The sequence below is a fragment of the Thalassospira sp. CH_XMU1448-2 genome (genome assembly GCF_037027285.1).
In the GTDB taxonomy this organism is placed as follows: Bacteria; Pseudomonadota; Alphaproteobacteria; order Rhodospirillales; family Thalassospiraceae; genus Thalassospira; species Thalassospira profundimaris_C.
Genome location: NZ_JAYMEA010000002.1, coordinates 239,437 through 259,297, shown reverse-complemented (window position 1 = coordinate 259,297; position 19,861 = coordinate 239,437). Strand labels below are relative to the sequence as shown.

15 protein-coding genes and 2 tRNA genes are annotated in these 19,861 nt (G+C 53.2%); 10 read left to right on the top strand and 7 right to left on the bottom strand.

Annotated features, from left to right (window positions below; translation table 11 throughout):
• The first annotated feature begins 62 nt into the window (after nt 1-62).
• Genes WA318_RS08505 through WA318_RS08495 form a run of 3 tightly spaced genes read left to right on the top strand, consistent with a single transcriptional unit; the run spans nt 63 to nt 4,991 of the window.
• Nucleotides 63-1,073, top strand: coding sequence for an HlyD family secretion protein (locus WA318_RS08505; protein WP_336080583.1), 1,011 nt, complete (start codon nt 63-65; stop codon nt 1,071-1,073).
• On the top strand, nt 1,073-3,844 hold the full coding sequence (gene rbbA / locus WA318_RS08500; protein WP_336080582.1) for a ribosome-associated ATPase/putative transporter RbbA: 2,772 nt from the start codon (nt 1,073-1,075) through the stop codon (nt 3,842-3,844). The genes WA318_RS08505 and rbbA overlap by 1 nt, the downstream gene beginning before the upstream one ends.
• Nucleotides 3,845-3,848: 4 nt before the next feature.
• Entirely contained in the window at nt 3,849-4,991 is a 1,143-nt protein-coding gene (locus WA318_RS08495; protein ID WP_336080581.1) for an ABC transporter permease, read from the top strand.
• 85 nt (nt 4,992-5,076) lie between these two features.
• Here WA318_RS08495 and WA318_RS08490 read toward each other — a convergent pair whose 3' ends face one another.
• The 3 genes from WA318_RS08490 to WA318_RS08480 form a co-directional block, all read right to left on the bottom strand.
• Nucleotides 5,077-6,255, bottom strand: a complete 1,179-nt coding sequence (locus tag WA318_RS08490; RefSeq protein WP_336080580.1) for a hypothetical protein — start codon at nt 6,253-6,255, stop codon at nt 5,077-5,079.
• 174 nt (nt 6,256-6,429) lie between these two features.
• Nucleotides 6,430-6,506: transfer RNA gene (locus tag WA318_RS08485), tRNA-Val, on the bottom strand.
• A 16-nt stretch (nt 6,507-6,522) separates the two neighbouring features.
• Nucleotides 6,523-6,599, bottom strand: a tRNA-Val gene (locus WA318_RS08480).
• 259 nt (nt 6,600-6,858) lie between these two features.
• Here WA318_RS08480 and WA318_RS08475 point away from each other — a divergent pair.
• A complete protein-coding gene (locus tag WA318_RS08475) occupies nt 6,859-7,725 on the top strand; it encodes an N-formylglutamate amidohydrolase (RefSeq protein ID WP_336080579.1) in 867 nt (288 codons plus the stop codon).
• The gene (locus WA318_RS08470) at nt 7,725-8,300 is read left to right on the top strand and encodes a GNAT family N-acetyltransferase (protein ID WP_114099872.1); all 576 of its coding nucleotides are present in this window, start codon (nt 7,725-7,727) and stop codon (nt 8,298-8,300) included. The genes WA318_RS08475 and WA318_RS08470 overlap by 1 nt, the downstream gene beginning before the upstream one ends.
• An 807-nt stretch (nt 8,301-9,107) precedes the next feature.
• On the opposite strand, the gene WA318_RS08465 is transcribed toward WA318_RS08470, so the two are convergent.
• From WA318_RS08465 to dgcN, 3 genes are all read right to left on the bottom strand, one after another.
• On the bottom strand, nt 9,108-10,079 hold the full coding sequence (locus WA318_RS08465; protein ID WP_258548805.1) for a GGDEF domain-containing protein: 972 nt from the start codon (nt 10,077-10,079) through the stop codon (nt 9,108-9,110).
• 601 nt (nt 10,080-10,680) lie between these two features.
• On the bottom strand, nt 10,681-11,661 hold the full coding sequence (gene dgcA / locus WA318_RS08460) for an N-acetyl-D-Glu racemase DgcA (protein WP_336080578.1): 981 nt from the start codon (nt 11,659-11,661) through the stop codon (nt 10,681-10,683).
• Between the two features lies 1 nt (nt 11,662).
• On the bottom strand, nt 11,663-12,667 hold the full coding sequence (gene dgcN / locus WA318_RS08455) for an N-acetyltransferase DgcN (protein ID WP_114099869.1): 1,005 nt from the start codon (nt 12,665-12,667) through the stop codon (nt 11,663-11,665).
• 270 nt (nt 12,668-12,937) lie between these two features.
• Between dgcN and WA318_RS08450 the strand changes: the two genes are divergently transcribed.
• From WA318_RS08450 to WA318_RS08430, 5 genes are all read left to right on the top strand, one after another.
• Nucleotides 12,938-14,287: a glutamine synthetase family protein gene (locus WA318_RS08450; protein ID WP_114099910.1), complete on the top strand. Its 1,350-nt coding sequence runs from the start codon at nt 12,938-12,940 to the stop codon at nt 14,285-14,287.
• A 224-nt stretch (nt 14,288-14,511) separates the two neighbouring features.
• Nucleotides 14,512-15,612, top strand: coding sequence for a polyamine ABC transporter substrate-binding protein (locus WA318_RS08445; protein WP_336080577.1), 1,101 nt, complete (start codon nt 14,512-14,514; stop codon nt 15,610-15,612).
• A gap of 399 nt (nt 15,613-16,011) precedes the next feature.
• Nucleotides 16,012-17,178 (top strand): ABC transporter ATP-binding protein, encoded by a 1,167-nt coding sequence (locus tag WA318_RS08440; RefSeq protein ID WP_114099867.1) that lies wholly within the window; start codon nt 16,012-16,014, stop codon nt 17,176-17,178.
• Nucleotides 17,175-18,104: an ABC transporter permease subunit gene (locus tag WA318_RS08435; RefSeq protein ID WP_336080576.1), complete on the top strand. Its 930-nt coding sequence runs from the start codon at nt 17,175-17,177 to the stop codon at nt 18,102-18,104. Before WA318_RS08440 ends, WA318_RS08435 begins: the two co-directional genes overlap by 4 nt.
• On the top strand, nt 18,101-18,934 hold the full coding sequence (locus WA318_RS08430) for an ABC transporter permease subunit (RefSeq protein WP_114099865.1): 834 nt from the start codon (nt 18,101-18,103) through the stop codon (nt 18,932-18,934). The genes WA318_RS08435 and WA318_RS08430 overlap by 4 nt, the downstream gene beginning before the upstream one ends.
• Nucleotides 18,935-19,032: 98 nt before the next feature.
• Here WA318_RS08430 and WA318_RS08425 read toward each other — a convergent pair whose 3' ends face one another.
• Nucleotides 19,033-19,746 carry a TetR family transcriptional regulator gene (locus WA318_RS08425; RefSeq protein WP_114099864.1) on the bottom strand — a complete coding sequence of 238 codons (714 nt, stop codon included), beginning with the start codon at nt 19,744-19,746 and terminating at the stop codon, nt 19,033-19,035.
• Nucleotides 19,747-19,861 lie beyond the last annotated feature (115 nt).

Sequence of the window (19,861 nt, the reverse complement as noted above, 5' to 3'; positions counted from 1 at the left end):
TTGTAAATTCCTTGCCGACATGTTCGAGGGTCAGAACCCTAGCCCCGTTTCCGGAGGATGGAATGAAGAACCTGCGTTCTTTGATGATTGTTCTTGTGGTGATTGTTGCAGCGGCCGGTGGCGGCTTTGCCTATTGGAAATCGCAACAATCCGAACTTCCATCCTATATCGCATCGGGCAATGGCCGCATTGAAGCCGAAGAAATCCGGGTGGCGACCAAATATGCCGGGCGGATTGATGAAGTCCTTGTCGATGAGGGCGATACAGTCACGACCGGTCAGGTTCTTGCACGCATGGATACCGCCGAACTGATGGCCAGTCAGGCGCGTGCACGAGCCGAAGTTGCCGGTGCCGAACAGGGTATCGCCGAGGCCGAGGCCCTGATTGTCCAGCGCCAAAGCGAGCTTTCCTTTGCCCAGCAGCAATTGGTGCGCGCCAATGAACTGGTCAAAAACAACAACATTTCGCGTGAACAGGTCGATCAACGCCGCGCAGACCGCGATGTGGCACAGGCCGCGCTCAGTGCTGCCAAGGCCCGGCTGGTCAGCGCCCGGCGCAATGTCGAGGCGACCGAGGCCGAACTCAGACGCATCCAGGTCCAGATTGATGATTCTGTCCTGAAAGCCCCGCGTGACGGGCGTGTGCAATATCGCCTTGCCGAACCGGGCGAGGTTTTATCGGGTGGCGGACCGGTCATCACGTTGATTGATCTGACCGATGTTTACATGAATGTGTTCCTGCCGACCCGTCAGGCAGGCCTTGCCTTTGTCGGTAACGAGGCGCGCATCATTCTGGATGCGGCACAGGGCTTTGTGATCCCGGCCAGGGTATCGTTTGTCGCCGATGACGCGCAATTCACCCCGCGCGAAGTCGAAACGCGGTCGGAACGCGACAAGCTGATGTTCCGGGTCAAGATCCGTATTGATCGGGAATTGCTTTCTGAACATATCAAACGGGTCAAAACCGGCCTTCCGGGTGAGGCCTATATCATGCTGGCCGATCATAATGACTGGCCGGCCGAATTCACACCCAATGTGCCCGATGACGCCACCCTTCGCCAGAGCCTGCAATAATGGCGGGCGTGGCGGCGCATTCTGATCCCGGCACTGATTTTGCCGTGCGGCTTCGTGATGTTTGCCATCGCTATGGCAAGGTCACAGCCCTTGATCATATCCATCTGGAGATTCCGACCGGACAGACTGTGGGCTTTATCGGCCCCGATGGTGTGGGGAAATCATCGGCCCTTGCCCTGATATCCGGGGCGCGTAAAGGTCAGGACGGGCTGGTCGAGACACTGGGCGGATCCATGAGCGACAGCGCGCATCGCAATGCTGTCCTGCCCCGGATTGCCTATATGCCCCAGGGACTTGGCAAGAACCTTTATATGGACCTGACGATCCGTGAGAACCTTGATTTCTTTGGGCGTCTGTTCGGTCAGGGCAAACGCGAGCGCAATGAACGCATTGCGTCGCTGACCAGGGCAACCGGACTGGCGCCGTTTACCGAGCGCCCGGCGGGCAAGCTTTCGGGCGGGATGAAACAGAAGCTGGGGCTTTGCTGCGCGCTTATTCATGATCCCGATATCCTGATCCTTGATGAACCGACCACCGGGGTTGATCCCCTGTCGCGTCGGCAGTTCTGGCAACTGATTGATGCCATCCGCGAAACCCGAAGCGAAATGACGGTTCTGGTGGCCACCGCCTATATGGATGAAGCCGCCCGGTTTGATCATCTGATTGCGATGAATGACGGCAAGGTATTGGCGACCGGTAGTGCCGACGAGATTTTAAGCCGGACAGGGACCGAGAGCCTTGAAGCAGCCTTCATCGCGCTTTTACCCGAAGAAGAACGCAGCGGGCATCATGAGCTGATCATTCCGCCCCGCACGGAAAATGGCGACATACCGGCCATCGTTGCCGAAAACCTGACCCAGAGATTTGGCAATTTTACCGCCGTCGACAATGTCAGTTTCCGGATCGAAAAAGGCGAGATTTTCGGGTTCCTCGGATCAAATGGCTGTGGCAAGACCACGACCATGAAGATGCTGACCGGGCTTTTGGCAGCGACCGAAGGCACGGCAGAACTTTTTGGCAAACCGGTTGACGGGCAGGATATCGAACTGCGCCGTCGGGTTGGCTATATGAGTCAGGCCTTTTCACTTTATTCCGAACTGACCGTACTTCAGAACCTTGAGCTGCATGCAAGACTGTTTCACCTCCCCGATGATCAGATCAAACCGCGGATTGCCGAACTTTCAGACCGGTTCGGGCTCAGTGAATATCACGACGATCTGTCCGAACGCCTGCCACTTGGTGTGCGACAGCGCCTGTCGCTTGCGGTTGCGATCATTCATGACCCGGAAATCCTGATCCTTGATGAACCGACATCGGGTGTGGATCCGGTGGCACGTGACGGGTTCTGGGAATTGCTGGTCGAGCTTTCACGCAAACAGGGCGTGACGATCTTTATTTCCACCCATTTCATGAATGAGGCCGAGCGATGTGATCGCATATCGCTGATGCATGCGGGCAAGGTTCTGATCAGCGATACGCCAGATGCAATCACCAAGGGCCGCGGTTTTGCGACACTAGAAGAAGCCTTTATCAGCTATCTGGTTGAGGCCAGCGGCGAACAGGAAAGCGCACCTGAACCGGACCCCGATCAGATTGCAGGCGATGATATCCAGTCTGATCACTGGAAACCGGCAAAGGCATGGATCTTCAGCCCAAGGCGGTTATGGGCCTATTCACTGCGCGAGACCATGGAACTGATCCGTGATCCGATCCGGTTGATGTTTGCCCTGATCGGGACGGCAATCCTGATGCCGGTCTTTGGTTATGGCATTACCTTTGACGTTGAAAACCTGACCTATGCGGTTTTGGATCGCGATCAGACGCCCGAAAGCCGGACCTATATCGAAAATCTGTCGGGATCGCGCTATTTCGAAGAGCAACCCGCACTGATCAGCAATAACGATCTTGAGGCGCGGTTGTTATCAGGCGACATATCGCTGGCGATTGAAATTCCGCCCGGTTTCGGACGGGATGTCGGCCGGGGGGCAAGCCCGGAAATCGGGGCGTTCATTGACGGCACCATGCCATTTCGGGCCGAGACGATTCACGGCTATGTCGAAGGCATTCATCAACGTTATCTGGCCGAAAGTGCACGTCGCGCGCAAGGCAGCGCATCATCCCCCCTGCCGATCCGGATCGAAACCCGGTATCGCTATAATCAGGATTTCAAAAGCATCTATGCCATGGTGCCATCGGTGATTGCCCTGCTTCTGATGTTTATTCCTGCCGTCCTCATGGCGGTAGGCGTGGTGCGCGAAAAGGAACTGGGATCGATCACCAATCTTTATGTGACGCCGGTCTCGAAACTTGAATTCCTGCTGGGCAAACAGTTGCCCTATATCGGGCTTGGGCTGATCAACTTTGTTCTGATGACAGCGATGGCGCTGTTCTGGTTCGAGGTACCGTTGCGTGGCAACGGATTGACGCTTTTGGTCGGTGCAACCCTGTTTGTGATTGCGACCACCGGGCTCGGACTTTTGATTTCGTCCTTTACCAGCACCCAGATCGCCGCCCTGTTCGGCACAGCGATCATCACCATGGTGCCATCGGTGATGTTTTCAGGGATGATGCAGCCGATCTCGTCGCTTGAGGGCGCGCCTGCGGTGCTTTCGACCATCATCCCGACATCGCATTTCATGTCGATCAGTGTCGGCACCTTTACCAAGGCGCTGGGCTTTGCCGAGCTTTATCCCGAACTGATCAAGCTTGCGATATTCTTCCCGGCCCTAAGTGTGATTTCGATGCTGCTTTTGAAAAAGCAGGAGGTGTAAGGCGATGTTTTCAAGACGGATTGGCAATATCTATCGCCTTGGTATCAAGGAGCTTTACAGTCTCAGGCGCGATGTCGTTTTGATGGCCCTGATCGTCTGGGCGTTTTCATTTGCGATCTATAACGCGGCGACCGGTTTTTCGCATGACCTGAATAATGCATCGATTGCAATTTCCGATCAGGACGGATCGGCCATATCGCTTCGCATTCGGGATGCTTTCCTGCCGCCATTTTTCCAGACACCGGTGCAGATTGCCGAGCGTGATCTGGATGCGGCAATGAATAGCGGTGCCTTCACCTTTGTCCTTGTTATCCCGCCACGGTTTGAGCGCGATCTGATTGGCGGGCGCAATCCGGAAGTGCAGCTTAATATCGATGCCACCGCCATGATGCAGGCCGGGATCGGTCAGGGCTATGTCAGCAACATCATCGCACAGGAAGTTTCAAGCTGGCTGGGGGGCAAATCGGCCTATGCGGGGGCCAAGACGGATAGCGCGGCACAGATCGTCACACGCTATGCCTATAACCAGAATGCGACGAGTTCCTGGTTTACGGCGACCATGGAAATCATCAATGCCATCACGATGCTGTCGATCATTCTTTCGGGGGCGGCCCTTATTCGGGAACGCGAACATGGCACGATTGAACATCTTCTGGTGATGCCGCTTGATCCGTTTGAAATCATGATGGCAAAGGTCTGGGCCAACGGCCTTGTGATCCTGATTGCCAGTATGCTGTCACTGATCTTCGTGGTTCAGCTGGTGCTTGGCGTGCCGGTGATCGGATCAAAGCTTTTATTCATGGCCGGGACGGTCTTGTATCTGTTCTTTGCCACCGCACTTGGCATTTTCCTTGCGACCATGACCCGATCAATGCCGCAATTCGGATTGCTGTTTATCCTTGTCGTCCTGCCGCTTCGCATGCTGTCGGGGGGAACGACCCCGCTTGAAAGCATGCCCGAAACCCTTCAGAACATCATGCAATTCTCCCCCGCGACCCACTTCGTCAAATACGCGCAGGCGATCCTGTTTCGCGGGGCCGGGATTGAGGTGGTCTGGCCGGAATTCCTGCTGGTGTTTGCAATCGGGGTTGGCTTCGTTGCGTTTAGTGCGCTTCGGTTTAGAAAGAGTATTGCTCAGATGCGGTAAAGCTGCAAAAAAGTCGTTTAAGTTTAAATAAAGAAAAGATTTTTGGATTATCTATTTAAAATCAAACATTTCCTTCAATTGGCTCTCATTTAAATAACATATCTTTTTGCAAAACGAACCGTAGGCGAGGATCATCAAAACAATCTTCCATTACTTCTCCACCGGAGGATGCCTCTGATACATATATAATTAATAGAGAAGTACTGGAAATTTTCTCTAACAAATTCCGAATTGCCTTCACAATATCACTAAAACCATAGTACCCAGATGGCAGCACGAAGTGATAGACATCACAACCGTCTGGTATAACCAAATTATCCCTCAAAAAGTATCGATCAACGATGTCGGATGGGGCACGTATTTCACAACGACTATCAAAATCAATTTCCGAAATATCTAACGAGAACGACAGAAGTATATTATTCTTTCCGTCATACTTGTAAGACAAATTCAAAACAGAGGAGAATTTTTCCTTTATCCTATGAAGTAATTTTAGACCGACTCCGTCAGATTTACTTAAAAATTCACCATCTAAACTATTAAATTCTCTCCCGTTATCGGAAATTGCAAATGAACTTGCCGAAACTTGGATTGTGGCCTTAGTGGCCCTACCATGCTCAAAAGCATTTCTTACAATCTCATGCGATAAAGCACCCAAGTCCGTCCTCATTAAACCACTAACCACACTTAAAACTTCTGGCGTACAAAACACCTCTTTCAGATCGGCTTGGTAGCCGTTGGGATATAGATCAAACTCAAAACTCCCGTCTTCAATTGTTCTAACCTTACTTCTTATGTTGGGAGGGCAATGCTGAGGGTAATGCTTGTAAAGAATATCCTCATTTCCCAGTATGATATCCCGAATATCGTCCCAGAACCAAACATAGACCTTTGGGCCGCCATTACACTGTGAAAGAGTAGATAACTCTAGGACCTGCCGTTGTAAAACCGCGTCTCTCGGAGCTGTAGTTGCGACCGTAAATTCTCTAAGGTTACCTATGAGATCCCGAGCTTTTTTAAGCTCGCTTTCCACTTCTTTTAGAGTCAGTGTTTTCTGGAGAAAGTTATCTTTACCCTTACACTGAACCCCATAAAAGCCAGACCTATTCCCACTACTTATTATATCAATGCCGTTTTGCGATTGACCTTTTCGTCCGTTTTTTTGAGCGAAATCATCCCTCCATCGCTCTCTCCAGACGTCAAGACAAATACTCTCAAACGCTTCCCAGTCGCCCGGTGGCAGTAGTTGGAGGTTGTTTGCCATATTGAAAATCACCGAAATTGTGAGCGAGCAGCACCAGACTACAGCAGAAGAAGTTCAATCAAAAGATTTAAACTTTCTACAATTCACTCCTAAAAAGCGCAATCCTAATAGAATGCTAAATCGGTCAAGGATTTTAAACACAAAACCCCGCGCGGGAACCCGGCGGGGTGGGAATGGTGGGCCTAACAAGACTCGAACTTGTGACCTCTCGCATGTCAAGCGAACGCTCTAACCAACTGAGCTATAGGCCCCTATGGGTGTGAAAGATGGTGGGCCTAACAAGACTCGAACTTGTGACCTCTCGCATGTCAAGCGAACGCTCTAACCAACTGAGCTATAGGCCCGCAAATCCATCTTTCAGAAGACCGCCCCGATCATATCGAAAGGATTGGTCTGTGCCGTTTGCGTCGGCGAGGCGGTATTTAGCCCAAGGCAGACAAAGGCGCAACCCCAGAAATGGTTTTTTGACAAAAAATCTTCATCAATTCTGCTCCAATTACCATATGCTAGAGGAACATATTGCCCCTGATCAGGTGCAATATGATTTTTGGGGACCGCGGGACATTCAACACACCCATTCAGGGATGGACATTACGAAAGACAATGAACCAGTTGCCTTCGGAAATTGCCTCTAGCGGGCCTGCTACTGTTATCCTGCCGCCACGGCAGACCTTGCCTGTGGTCTTTGCATCCCCGCATTCGGGGCGCCAATACCCGCAGGATCTGATTGAAAGTGCACGGATCGGATCGTTTGAATTACGCGCATCGGAAGATGCCTTTGTCGATCAGCTGTTCAACGCGGCCCCGAAACTCGGCGCACCGCTGCTGTGCGCGACCTTCCCGCGGGCCTATGTAGATGTGAACCGGGCGGCGATGGAACTTGATCCGCGCATGTTCGAGGGTGACCTGCCCCATGATGCGGAAATCAATTCGATGCGCGCGCTTTCGGGACTTGGGTCGATTCCACGTGTGGTCAGTGGCGGGGTCGAGATTTATAAAGGCCGCCTGCCCGTCGAAGAAGCATTCGAACGCATCGATACCTATTACCGTCCCTATCACCGGGCCTTGCAGAAGCTGATTGAGCAGACGCGCGATACATTTGGCTATTGCATCCTGATTGATTGCCATTCGATGCCCGGCGATTCCACCGACAGCACAAAAAACCGCGTTGATCTGGTGCTTGGCGATTGCTATGGAACATCATGCCACCCGTCACTGACGCGGTTTGTGGATGATTGTCTTCGCGATATGGGATTTGGTCCGGCGCACAATGACCCCTATGCCGGGGGATATTGCACCCGTCATTACGGCCGCCCCGAGGAGCATGTGCACAGTCTTCAGATCGAGCTGTCGCGCGCGCTTTACATGGATGAAGCCACAATCACCCCGCATCGCGGATTTGACGTTTTGCGCGACCAGATGACCAATCTGATTGCGTCCTTCCATGATCTCGACGGGAACCCGCTTTAATGACCGATACCGCGACCAGTGTTGTTTTGCACGATCTGGTGATCCGTGACGCAGAACCCGAAGATTTCGAGCGCATCACTGAAATCTATGGCCATCATGTCTTGCATGGGCTGGCTTCGTTTGAGGAACGCGCCCCGGAAATCGCCGAACTGACATCGCGCTGGCAACATGTGCGCGAGCGCGGCCTGCCCTATCTGGTCGCAGAGCTTGACGGCCGGGTTGAGGGATTTGCCTATGCCGGGTCCTATCGTACGCGCCCGGCCTATCGTTTTACGGTCGAAGACACGATATATATCGCACCCGATGTCGTCGGCAAGGGTGCGGGTCGCGCGTTGCTTTCAGAGCTGATTAAACGGTGCACAGCGCTTGGTTATCGCCAGATGGTCGCGGTGATCGGTGACAGCGCCAACGTAGCCTCTATCGGCCTGCATGCGCGTCTGGGCTTCCGGGTTGCCGGAACCCTGCAATCAGCCGGTTTCAAACTGGGCCGCTGGGTCGATAGCGTGATCATGCAGCGCGGGCTTGGGGATGGTGACGGCACGATTCCCGAAGGCAACCCGACCCGAGAGAAGTAATCTCAGAACATTCGAAACCGCGAATTCCAGGGCGCCACTGCAGAAACAACTGTGATGGCGCCCTTTTTAACACTTGAACCGAATCAACAGGGCGCGATGTTCGGTAAAAGCATCCTGCGGCACACAAGAGTTCACACATACAAAAGACACAGCCACATCAGCAAAACCGGAAATTGATTTGCAGCGCACAATTATATTTTCAAAGCAGGGGAATTTTGGACCAATCGGTTAGTTTCAAGCTCAACCATCAACCGAAACGGCAGAATTCAGGCAAAAAAGAAGGCCGCCTGTGACAGCGGCCCAAGTCTAGGGAGGAAACGTCCAAGAAACGAGCGACAAGTCGCTCGCCGGAATGCACTGCGTCCTACCGCAGCGCACAAATGAACATTACCGATTTGCCGGGGAGGACGCAACAGCTTTTTGACTATTTTTTCGCCAAAAATATTACTGCACGTTTTTTGATCACAATTTTATGACAATGCCCGTCAATCGCCCTGAAAATCCCCAGTCAGAGATTATTTTTTGATCACTGAAGAAAAGCGTATTTTCACAATCGGAAAGAGAATCGGCGCGAATCTGGCTTCAGGCAGGACCAAAAATCGCCTGTCCCCCACCATCATTTCCCGTTGAACGGTTATTTTGGCCTCTAATTGCACCGGAAATGATCCAAGGGATTCGCAAATCCGCAGCCCAAGCGATCACAATGATGACTTTGGCCGCGCCTAAAACACGTTCCTGTTGTCACAATCCAGCAAGACTGGTGTTTTAATACAAGGATCAAAATAAAATCAGGAAAGCTCTGAAAGCCTAGTTCAGCGTCCGGTCAACAGGCTGAACCTTGGCACTGCAGGGAGCACCGGGATTGCGCGCCACAGCGTTGCGACGCCCCGAGAGGCTATTGGCGATCATATCATCATGATCGCGACGCTTCTTGGCCTCATACATGCGACGATCAGCCAGCTCGATCAGGTTTTGCGGCAGGGCAATCGCATCTTCGATCCGCTCTGACAGGCCAACACTGGCCCTTTGAACCTGACCGTTTTCGAGTGCCGCCAGCCCCGGCGCCATAACACGGTCCAGCACTTCGGCTGCACGCGCATGATCAAGCTCGGGCAGCAGAACAAGGAATTCCTCCCCGCCCCAGCGGACAACAAGGTCGGATCGCCGGAACCGGGTTACCAGATTTTCCCCGACCTCGCCCAGAATGCGATCCCCGTAATCATGACCATAGCGGTCATTGATCTGCTTGAAGTCATCAAGATCGATAAAGGCCACGGTGTAAGGGGCGCGCTTGCGAAGCGCACCATCGAAGCTGACCTTGATCATTTCCATGCCAAAAGCCCGGGTATAACAGCCCGTAAGCGGGTCGATCGCAATTTCCTGGGCAGCCATGATCGTCCGGTAAAGCTGCACAAGGGCCGAAAAAACGGCAAGCGGCAGCAAGACCGACAACAGCATTTCAAGCGGGATGACCCCGGTTGCCAGATCGACATAACTGCCAACGATCAAAAGCGCGATGATGGGAAGCGATAGCAAAATCGCCTCGACCAGGGTCACAGGCATGATCGCAATCATCAGCACAAGGCCAAGCATCAAACAGCTATGGGCGGAATGCATCAAGATAGTGGATTCGGGATCATTGCCGGAAAAGATGCTGAGCAAACAGGCCGCAACGATCAGCATCAACATCGGCAAATAGGGAAACCGGCGTCGCAACCGCGCACTGACAGCCCGATTGGTAATGACCGCCAAGGCAACCAAACCAACCAGCAATCGCATTATAACAGTCTGTGACGACCAGATATCGGTGGAAAAACTGTGATCCCAGAAAGGGGCCGCCAGCAGAAGAACGAGAACAAAAAGAGCGGCAAAACGTGCGGAAAGCTGAATCGACTCCTTGCGCCGCAAATGCATCAATTCTGCATGCCTTGGCGTATAGAGGAAGTCACGATAGCAACACCGCAAAGATCCGGCAGTGCGTCTACTATCTTTAAAGGGATCAGATAGCACGCAGTACAGCTCCAGCTTCAGTTTTTTAAAGGGCCCTACCTGTCCCCTCATATGAGCATCATGGTTCCCTTATTTAACCCAAGATACAACTATCCATTAGAGGTGGAAGTACCCGACCGGGGAGTATTTCGATACTTTTCCGTTGGAAATCTATACGTAAGCACCTGAAAATAAATAACAATTTGTTAACTAATATTTTCAGCGCCGCTTTAAGAAAAATGCAACTTTCTTGATCGGCACCCGTGGGTCATCGGCCTGCCAACGACCTTTCCCGAACGAACAAGGCCGCACCGGATCTTTCGGTGCGGCCTTGTATATCGTAACAGGGATCAGAATTGCCCGATCTCGGGCAATTTCCGGTACATGATGATCAGCCCCAAAGAGCACGATCAGGAAGCCCCATGACCCCATTGTTAAAGGTCAGGGCATTTTCCCGGTCCTTGGCCATCCAGATCGGGCCATCGAGATCGACAATGCGTGACATTGCCCCGGTGATCATGGCCGGTGCCATCGCAAGCGAGGTCCCCACCATACACCCGGTCATCAGCTGCATTCCGGCCTTGGAAGCGGCTTCTGCCAGTTCCAGCGCACCGGTAAGACCGCCGGTCTTGTCGAGCTTGATATTGATCATGTCATAGAGATTGGCCAGACGCGGAATGTCGGCAACCGTGTGAACCGACTCATCGGCACACAACAGAACCGGACAGTCGATATCGATCAGACCATCATCCTGCCCCGCAGGAAGCGGCTGTTCGATCATTTCAACGCCAAGCCCGTCAAGTTCCGAGCCGATATCGGCAAGCAGATCCAGCGTCCATGCCTCGTTGGCATCAACAATGATACGGGCCCTGGGTGAACCTTCGCGAACCGCACGCACGGATTCGAGAACATTTTCACCATTCAGCTTGACCTTCAACAAAGGCGCATGGGCAATTTTGCGTGCCGCTTCGCGCATGTTGTCAGGCGTATCGATGCTGAGCGTTTCGGCCGTCACCAACCCTTCGGGGGCCTTGTGACCGATCATTTCCCAAACGCGGCGTCCGGTGCGCTTGGCTTCGAGATCCCAATAGGCACAGTCGACAGCATTGCGCGCTGCGCCGGCTTTCATGGCATCCTGAAGCTCGAGACGCGTCATGCCACGTGACAGCGCATCAGCCTGTGCATTGATGTCAGCAATGACACCTTCCACAGTTTCGCCGTAACGGGCATAGGGAACGCATTCCCCATAGCCCGTATGCGTGCCGTCCGTCAGGGTCACCTTGACCACATGTGCCTCGGTCCGCGCCCCGCGCGAGATTTTGAAAACCTGCGCCAGAGGAAAGACTTCGGAAATCACACTAAGCTGGGGCAACTTAAATCTCCTGGAGCTTGTCGACGATCGGACCGACGCCGATGCGAACCGGATCAACCGCCGGCAGACCGAATTCCGCTTCGATCTCTGCCAGAAGTTTCTTGGCAGCGGCATCGTCAAGCGCCTTGGTGTTGATTGCAAAACCGACGACCACACAATCGGGGTTGGTCAGTTTGGCATGCATCAGGTTGACATCCATGCAGGTCTTGAGATCGGGCAGTTTGTAGCCCGGAAGACCGCGCATATGCGCACGGGTCGGTTCGTGGCAAATCACAAGCGCGTCAGCCTGCGAACCGTGGATGAGGCCCATGGTTACACCCGAGAAGGATGCATGGAACAGGCTGCCCTGCCCTTCGATGACGTCCCAGTGGTCTGCATCATTTGCCGGTGCTATGGTTTCAACAGCACCCGAAATGAAGTCAGAGATCACCGCATCAACCGAGATGCCTTCACCCGCGATGAAGATGCCGGTCTGACCGGTCGCGCGGAAGTCGGACTTCATGCCGCGTTTTTTCATCTCTGCATCAATGGCAAGCGTGGTGTACATTTTACCAACCGAGCAATCGGTACCGACGGCCAGAACACGCTTGCCGGAACGTTTTTCACCGTTACCGACCGGAACCTTGCCATCGAAGTGACGCACGTCAAACAGGTTCACGCCCTTGGCAGCGGCAGCTTCAACCAGTTCGGGAATGGTCGAAAGGCGGGTATGCAGACCGTTGGCGATATCCATGCCGGCATCGATTGCTGCCAGAAGGGTTTCCATCCATGCCGGACCGATAATGCCGCCACGGTTGGCAACGCCAAGTACCAGAGTCTTAACACCTGCTGCCTTTGCTTCGGCAATGGACATTTCCGGAAGACCCAGATCGGCCTGACAGCCCGGAAGGCTGAGCTGACCGACGCACCATTCCGGACGCCACTGTTTGATGCCGATTGCGGTTTTTGCTGCCAGTTCGTCCGGCGCGTCACCAAGAAACATAAGATAGGGATGTTCGATTTTCATAATACCTCCTTGACCAGCGTCCAAACGCTGCCCTTATAATCTGGAGCACTTATAGCGCAATATGGTGGAAGCGTTCCAGAGATATGAATTGATATCTTCGACGATAACACCAATATTTCGACTATAATTCGAAAAACAAAGACAATAAGAAAATTAAATACAAAACTCTTCGAAGACCAACATTCTTTCTTGTGAATTTTGTCGGGAATGGCCCGAAAAACGCAAGAAAATGCAATTTTGAAGGACTGGCGTGAAAGCGCCCGACTACATATGAGCACCGATCTCAAGAAGTGGCTATCTGAGCGTAAAATCGAAGAAGTCGAATGCATCGTCCCGGATATGTCAGGGGTCGCAAGGGGCAAGGTCCTGCCGACGCAGAAATTCCTGCGCGGTCTGGAGGCCAAAAGCCTTGCCATCCCGGAGGCAATTTTCTGCCTGACTGTGACTGGCGGCTATCCCGAAGAAACCGATGCATTCCTTGATCCCGCCGAGAAAGACGTTGTGATGGTTCCTGACCCGAAGACCATCCGCGTTGTGCCCTGGTACGAGGAGCCGACTGCTCAGATCATCTGCGACTGTTATCATTTCTCGGGCGAGGAAGTTTCGACCTCGCCGCGCGGGGTTCTCAAACGTGTTCTCAAGGCTTTTGAGGAACGCGGCATGACACCGGTCATTGCCCCTGAACTTGAATTTTATCTGGTGGCAAAAAACACCGACCCGGACAACCCGCTTGAGCCGCCGATCGGACGTTCCGGGCGCCCGGAACGGGCATCGAACGCGTTTGGAATCGACGCGATCAACGAATTCGATCCGCTGATCGAAGACCTGTATGACTATTGCGAGGCCATGGATATCGATGCCGATACCATGAGCCACGAATCCGGTCCGGCCCAGCTTGAAATGAACTTCAACCATGGCGAGCCGCTTGAACTGGCCGACCAGTCGTTCCTGTTCAAACGCACCCTGCGCGAAACTGCACTCAAACACGGAGTCTACGGAACTTTCATGGCAAAGCCGATGGGCAACCATCCGGGCAGCGCCATGCATATCCATCAAAGTCTGATCGACATCAACACTGGCAAGAACCTGTTTGCCGATGATGATGGCGAGAACTCCAAGATGTTCCTGAACTATATTGGCGGCCTGCAGCGTTACCTGCCCGCGGCCATGCCGCTTCTGGCTCCGAACATGAACAGCTATCGCCGTTTGCAGCCCTGGTCGGATGCGCCGATCAACATGCACTGGTCCCTTGATAACCGTACCGTCGGCCTGCGTCAGCCCAATGGGCCGGCTGCGGCACGTCGTATCGAAAACCGGATCCCGGGCGCGGATGCAAACCCGTATCTGGCGGTTGCCGCATCACTTGCCTGTGGCTTGCTTGGCATCATTGAAGAAATCGAGCCAACCGCACCGATCGAGGGTTCGGGCTATGACCGCGCCCATTCCCTGCCCCGCCATATCCATGAAGCATTGGCGAAGTTCCAGCGTTGCAAGCCGCTTAAAGAGCTGCTTGGCGAGGAATTCTCGGCAGCGGTTCTGGCGGTCAAGGAAGCCGAGTGGGATGCCTATCAGACCGTGATCAGTGCATGGGAACGCGAGCATCTTCTGCTGAACGTTTAAAACTGCGGGTCGAATTTTGCGCCGGGTGTGAAGTCCCGGCGCAAGATTATTGCATCGAAAATGCCTAATTTTTTACTTGATGCGAAAAATGCACAATTTTCCATCTTGTGTTTGACAATATCCTGATGCATTCGAAGGATATTGGACGTGTCCTCGGGTCCTAGAGGAAGCAAACAACAGGATCACCAAACTTTCAAACGCTGCCACATGGGAGGCTCAGCGAAATGAAATCTCTTCTTAAATCTTCAAGCCTTGTCGTGCTTGCCTCGATCGGCTTTGCCGGTGCAGCGCAGGCCGAAGATGTTCTGAACATCTACAACTGGTCTGACTATATCGGCGAAGAAACCATTGCCAATTTCGAAAAAGAAACCGGCATCAAGGTTAACTACGACGTCTATGACAGCAACCAGGTTGTCGAGGCAAAGCTTCTTGCCGGCAATTCCGGTTACGACATTGTTGTCCCGACCCTGGCCGATGCCCAGCGCCTGATCCAGGCGGGCATTTTCCAGAAAGTCGACAAGACCAAACTGACCAATTTCGGCAACCTTGATCCGGTCATTCTGGCCCAGACCGCAAAATACGATCCGAACAACGATTTCGCTGTTCCGTATCTTTGGGGCACCAACGGTTTTGGTTATAACGTTGCCAAGGTCAAGGAACTCCTTGGGGATGACGCGCCGCTTGACAGCTGGTCGCTGATTTTCGATCCGAAATATGCCGAAGCCCTGTCCAAATGTGGCCTGACGCTTCTGGATGATCCGGGCGAGATCGTCCCGCTTGTGAACTTCTATCTTGGTAATATGCCGGAAGGCGCACCGACCGCAGAAAGCATCGAAAGTGCGATGGCCGAGCTGGAGAAAATCCGCCCGTACATCACCTATTTCCACAGCTCGCAATACATTAACGACCTTGCCAACGGCAATGTCTGCGTATCTGTGGGCTGGTCGGGTGACGTTGGTCAGGCAGCAGCCCGCGCAGAAGAAGCCGGCAACGGCAACGAGATCAAATACGTGATCCCGAATGAAGGTACCCTGATCTGGTTTGACGTGATGATGATCCCGGCCGATGCACCGCATGCCGAGCTCGCACACAAATTCATCGATTATGTCCTGCGTGCCGATGTTGAAGCCGACATTGCAAACTATGTCGCCTATGCAACACCGAACCTTGCAGCCATGCCGATGATCGACGAAGCGCTGAAATCTGATCCGGGCGTTTACCCGTCTCAGGAAGTCAAGGAACGTCTGCGTTCGAAAATCGAACCGGGTCCCCGCGAATTGCGCACCCGTACCCGTCTGTGGACCAAACTTAAAACCGGTCAGTAAGAAATCTGTTGCGACCATCGCTTGATGGTCGGACCTTCTGAACGTCAAAGGGCGCGATTTTGATCGCGCCCTTTTTGATGTGCAGCCGGGCCGTGATGTGACTCGCGATCCTGTGATGATATTCACACCTGCCCGACCAACAGCCCGCATCCGGAGGCCTGTTGAATAATGCACATTTTCTGAACACCCCAAGGTCATTTCCTGCCATTTTTGGCGGCATATACGGGTTGTTGTTCAAAATATCGCACACCCCTCTTTACAGATTGTAGAATTGCTTCATCCTGTTATCAGAGCGAACCGACATACCGGCGCCGACGCAACATTCAAAGATTGCGCAGCAGATCATCAGGGACTGTCGTCTGGAATTATCGGTTCATCATGAATTTGAAACAGGGGAGAATGCTGGTGCCTGAGGCGGTTTTGGATCGCGCGCATGAGGACGTGCATAAGACGCAACCTTGGAACAACCCGGATGCGGTTCCCTATATCCGCTTTGAGAATGTGACCAAGAAATTCGGTGACTTCTACGCCGTTGATGATGTTTCCCTTGATATTTATCGCCACGAGCTGTTTGCCCTTCTGGGCGGTTCGGGCTGCGGGAAAACAACGCTTCTGCGCATGCTGGCCGGGTTCGAGGAACCGACATCGGGAAAAATCTATATTGATGGCGTCGATATGGACGGTGTTCCGGCCTATGAACGCCCGACCAACATGATGTTCCAGTCCTATGCCCTGTTCCCGCATATGAGCGTCGAGCAGAATGTGGCATTCGGCCTTGTGCAGGACGGGGTTTCGCGCAGCGAGATCAGGGAACTGGTGGCCGAGATGCTTGGCCTTGTTCAGATGAGCAAGTTTGCCAAACGCAAACCCCATCAGCTTTCGGGCGGACAGCGCCAGCGCGTTGCCCTTGCCCGCTCACTGATCAAGCGCCCCAAGGTTCTGTTGCTTGATGAACCGCTTGGCGCACTTGACAAGAAGCTTCGCGAACAGACCCAGTTCGAACTGGTCAATATTCAGGAAAAAGTCGGCACGACCTTTGTCATGGTGACCCATGACCAGGAAGAAGCCATGACGATGGCATCACGTATCGCCGTGATGAATGAAGGCGTGATCAACCAGATCGGAACGCCGTTCGAACTTTATGAATATCCCAACAGCCGCTACACGGCGAACTTCCTTGGTCAGGTCAACCTGATCGAAGGCGTTCTGGTTGATGATGACGAGAAATACGCCGTCATCAAATCCGACGAAGCCGGTTGCGAAATCTACATTGATCACGCGGTTCAGGGCCACGAGGGCATGACATTCTGGGCCGCCATTCGCCCCGAACGCCTGCGTCTGACCAAAGAGGCACCGGAAGACACCAAATATAACTGTGTGTCGGGCAAGGTTGAAGAGATCGGCTATCTTGGCGGCATTTCGACCTATCACGTGCGCCTTGCAAGCGGCAAACGCATCAAGGTGACCGAACCGAATTCCACCCGCCAGATCGAACCGCGTTACACGTGGGAAGACAGCGTCTGGGTATCGTGGGAGGCCGGGGCTGCTTCGGTTCTGAACCAATGAGCAGTGACAAGCTAACCCTGAAACAACGTTTTGATCGCTGGATGATCAAGCATGGCCGGGTACTGGTCATAGGTATTCCGTATTTCTGGCTTTTCCTGTTCTTCCTTGTGCCGTTTCTGATCGTTCTGAAGATCAGTTTTTCCATGGCCGAATATGCGCAGCCGCCTTATAGCGCGCTGTTCGCCTGGATTGATGAAGGTGTAACGATAACGCTTAATTTCGGGAACTACCTGTTCCTGTTATCAGACAGCCTTTATGCGACGGCCTATCTGAATTCGATCCGGATTGCCGCGATCTCCACCGTCATCACCCTGCTGATCGGCTATCCGATGGCCTACGGGATTGCCCGTGCGCGCGGATCGATGCGCAGTGTGCTTCTGATGCTTGTGATCCTACCATTCTGGACCAGCTTTCTGATCCGTGTGTATGCGTGGATCGGGATTCTGGATCGCGAAGGCCTGATCAATGCATTCCTGCTGTGGACCGGCATCATTTCCGAACCACTGATCATGCGCCAGACCGAGTTCGCGGTCTATGTCGGGATTGTCTACACCTACCTGCCCTTCATGATCCTGCCGCTTTACTCGACACTTGAGAAAATGGATGTCAGCCTGATCGAGGCAGCCCTTGATCTTGGCTGCAAGCCCTGGCAGGCCTTTGTCAAAGTCACCCTGCCGCTGTCACTTCCGGGGATTCTGGCGGGATCGCTTCTGGTCTTTATTCCGGCTGTGGGCGAATTCGTTATTCCGGAACTTCTGGGCGGTCCGAACACCCTTATGATCGGTCGAACGCTTTGGAACGAATTCTTTGCCAACCGTGACTGGCCGATTGCTTCGGCAGTGGCGATTGCGATGCTGGTCTTCCTGGTTGTTCCGATCATGTGGTTCCAGCATATCCAGACCAAGCAGGAGGAAGGCCAGCAATGAGTGGTAAACGTTCAACCTTCCTGATTTCGGCACTGGCCTTTGGCTTTGCCTTTCTTTATGTGCCGATCCTGCTTGTCATCATCTATTCGTTTAACGAAGGCAAGCTGGTGACCGTATGGTCGGGCTTTTCGACCAAATGGTACGTGTCGCTGTTTAACAATGACGGCATGATTGATGCCGCCTGGAACAGCCTTCGGATCGGTGTGATGTCGGCAACCCTTGCACTGGCACTTGGCACGCCAGCCGGGCTTGTCATGTCACGCTTTGGCCGGTTCAAGGGACGCACCCTGTTTTCAGGCATGATCGCAGCCCCGCTTGTGATGCCCGAAGTCATTACCGGTCTGTCGCTTTTGCTGTTGTTTGTAACCCTCGAACAAATTGTCGGCTGGCCGGCAGGACGCGGGATTTCAACAATCACAATCGCGCATTCGACTTTCTGCGCGGCTTATGTCGCGGTTGTTGTGCAGTCGCGCCTGTCGGGGATGGATATCTCGGTCGAGGAAGCCGCGATGGATCTGGGCGCAAAGCCCGGAAAGATCTTTTTCGTCATCACGCTTCCGATGATCCTTCCGGCCCTTCTGGCGGGCTGGCTTCTGTCCTTTACGCTGTCGCTTGATGATCTGGTGATTGCAAGCTTTGTCGCCGGACCGGGGTCAACCACCCTTCCGATGAAGGTCTTCTCGTCCGTGCGTCTTGGGGTATCGCCAGAGATCAACGCATTAGCCACACTGATCATTCTTGCCGTGTCGATCTTGATTGTGATCGCAAGCATCATGATCCTGCGGTCTGAACGAATGCGCAACCGCACAGCAAACGCGAGCGACATATAGACCCGATTTCCTGAACCAAAATGCTCAGACAAAAACAGCGCCGAAAGAAATCTTTCGGCGCTGTTTTCATGTAATCAGATGATCTGAAAACCTGTTGCTCAGGAACATTCACCTGCTGCGGCACGTCGCATCATCTCGCGACATTTCATGCCCGGTGCAGCAACCTGCCAATAAGACACCACGGCCTCTTCGGCAGCTTCTCCAAAATCGATGATAAGGCTGTTCAGGGCGTTCTGTTCCATCAGGCGCTTCACCCGTTCCGGAAGCTGTGACATCTGCCACAACCCAAGCACCAGCGCATAGGAAGACCGCATCAGCTTGCTGGCCTCGTCCGGCGTGATCGCATAAAGCTCTGCCAGGGCATCAGCCGTACGTTTGACCATAGAGGCCAGAAAACGGCGCTGACCGACGACCATTTCGTCGTCTGAACCTGATTCCAGAACGCCTTGCGCCAAGGATGCGAGACAGAGAAACTTCTCGTTCTTCACCAGATATTGCACGAATTCGCGCGCCACACGGGTAGAGTCCCGCTCTTCGGGGCGACGCAATGCTTCCTGATCAATGATATCAAGATTGTTCTCAAACCAGCCCTTCTGGAAATGGCGCAGCACTTCAAGAAACAGGGCTTCCTTGCTTGAGAAATAGAGATAAAGGGTTCCCTTGGCCAGATTGGCCTTTCGAGCAACCTCGGCTGCCGATGGCAAGGTTCCATCGCCTTCAAGATACAGCGCACGTGCAGCCTCAAGGATATCAGCACGACGCTTCAGTTTCTGTTCGTGGCTTCGCGCACGAACAAGATTTTCTTGTTCCATATTTATTAGCTTCCCCCAGCGTTTTTCCCCGCAATATTATTGCATTGTAATTCACCTAAAAGTCAAACCGTGGAACGAGAATAAATAGACAAAACTTATGACACCTTGAAAAAAC